General features: G+C 65.2%; 1 protein-coding gene. It reads left to right on the top strand.

What is annotated here, in order from left to right; all coding sequences use genetic code 11:
* The first annotated feature begins 241 nt into the window (after positions 1-241).
* Positions 242-2,035: a M14 family metallopeptidase gene (locus VFO93_RS18430; protein WP_325135857.1), complete on the top strand. Its 1,794-nt coding sequence runs from the start codon at positions 242-244 to the stop codon at positions 2,033-2,035.
* Positions 2,036-2,126: the final 91 nt, after the last annotated feature.

The following is a 2,126-nucleotide window of genomic DNA, read 5'->3' as shown; positions in this document are numbered from 1 at the left end:
TAGGCGTTATAAGTTAGTTCACCGATAGAGATGCTTCGACTCCGCTGCGCTGCGCTCAGCATGACGGGTGTAGCGCAGCCATTCGTATTAGTTGCAACAATGTTGTAGTTGCTCCAGGGCCGCCATTATTTTTGCAGCAATTCTACCGCCTTCGCATAGGCGGGCGGCACGTATTTTTTATCCGGCAGCTGCTGGGCGCCGGTCAACCTAGCCGCTACCCGCCTGCCTTTACCAAGCTACTATGGCAGTTCCTACTGCTTGCCGGGCGGCCGTCCTCATGGCGGCGCTGCTGGGCGCAAGCTCCACCACTATGCTGGCCCAAAACGTCCTGGATTTACCACCCACCCGGCCGTGGTCGGGCCGCAGCGAGCGATTAATCGCCAAGCCCACCGACCCGTGGATAACGCCGGCCGAGGCCGCCAACTTCCAAACCACGCCGCGCTACGCCGAGGTGCGTGCCTGGCTGGAGCGGCTCGCTGCCGCCTCGCCCCTGATTACCCTCCACACCTTCGGCCGCACAGGCGAGGGCCGTGATTTGCTGTACGTGCGCGCCAGCAAGGGCGGGCCGCCCAAGCCGGTGGTGCTGGTGCAGGCGGGCATCCACGCGGGCGAGATTGATGGCAAAGACGCTGGCCTGATGCTGCTGCGCGACATCGCGCTGCGCGGCAAGGCCGATTTGCTCGACCGCGTGGATTTGGTATTTGTACCGATTTACAACATCGACGGCCACGAGCAGATGAGCAAGTGGAACTTCATCATGCTGAACGGCCCGGCTGAAAAAGGCTACGAAAACACCGTCCGCAACCTCAACCTGAACCGCGACTACGCTAAGGCCGACGCGCCCGAAACGCGGGCTATGATAGCGCTGCTGCGCGAGCTGGACCCGGTGCTGTACGTCGATTGCCACGTCAGCGAAGGATTTGATATGCAGTATGATATCACCTTCACCTACGCCGGCTGGGGCAAGTACGCGCGCCACCGGGCCACGGCCGACTGGCTGGAGGGGCGCTTTGGCCCGGCCGCCCTGCGGGCGCTGACCGAGGCGGGCCACCTGCCCATTATTTACCCCAGCCCCATCGACACGCGCGAACCCAGCAAGGGCATCCGCTACAGCCCCGAGGGCCCGCGCTACTCCACCGGCTACGGCGACTTTATCAGCGTGCCTACCGTGCTGATTGAGAACCACATGCTCAAGCCCTACCGGCAGCGCGTGCTCGGCACCTACGTGCTGCTGGAAGCGGCCCTCAAAATCGCGGCGCAGGACGCCGCCCGCATTGCCGCCGCCAAGGCGCAGGACCGCGCCAGCCGCCCCGCCGAGCTGCTCACGCGCTGGACGCCCGCGCCGCAGCCCATCGGCTGGATTGAGCAGTTCAAGGGCATCGCGTTTGAGTGGTACCCGTCGCCGGCCTCGGGGCGGCCCGAGCAGCGCTGGCTGGGTGAGCCCATTACGTTTCGGATGCCCATCGTCGGGCAGCAGCGGACCCAGACGGTGCAGTTGCCCAAAGCGTGGTGGGTGCCCGCCGGCCAGGCCGAGGTGCTCGACCGGCTGCGCCTGCACGGCATCGCCTTCGAAACCCTGACGGCCCCGCGCACGCTGCCCGTCGATAAGGTGCGGCTAGTGGAGCCCCGGCTGCTGCCGCCCACAGAAGGCCGCGTGCCCCTGGCGGCCACCTTCGTGCACGAGCCCGCCGAGCAAACCATGCCCACCGGCAGCGTGCGCGTGCCCGCCGACCAGCCTTTAGGCCTGCTAGCCGCCGCGCTACTAGAGCCCGAAAGCCAGGATTCTTTCCTGGCCTGGGGCTTCTTTCCTGAAATGCTCATGCCCCCACCCAACACCGACGACTTCATTCTGGCCGCGCTCGGCGAACGCCTGCTGGCCACCGAGCCCAAGGTGAAAGCGGAGTTTGAGGCCAAGCTGCGGGCCGAGCCTGCCTTTGCCGCTAACCCCGACGCGCGGCTGGCCTGGCTTTACGCGCACGCGGGGCCGGGGCACCCTTATGTTTTGCAGTGCCCGATTGTGCGGGAAGTGAAGTAGGGTAGGAGGTTTGGATTTGGGTTGCGAATAGGAAGCGCGTCTGTCATGCTGAGCGCAGCGCAGCGGAGTCGAAGCATCTCTTTCGCTTCAT

Origin of the sequence: Hymenobacter sp., from assembly GCF_035709525.1 — a bacterium.
GTDB lineage: Bacteria > Bacteroidota > Bacteroidia > Cytophagales > Hymenobacteraceae > Hymenobacter.
Note: the sequence above shows the minus strand (reverse complement) of the source record. Positions and strands in the feature narration are given on the sequence as shown.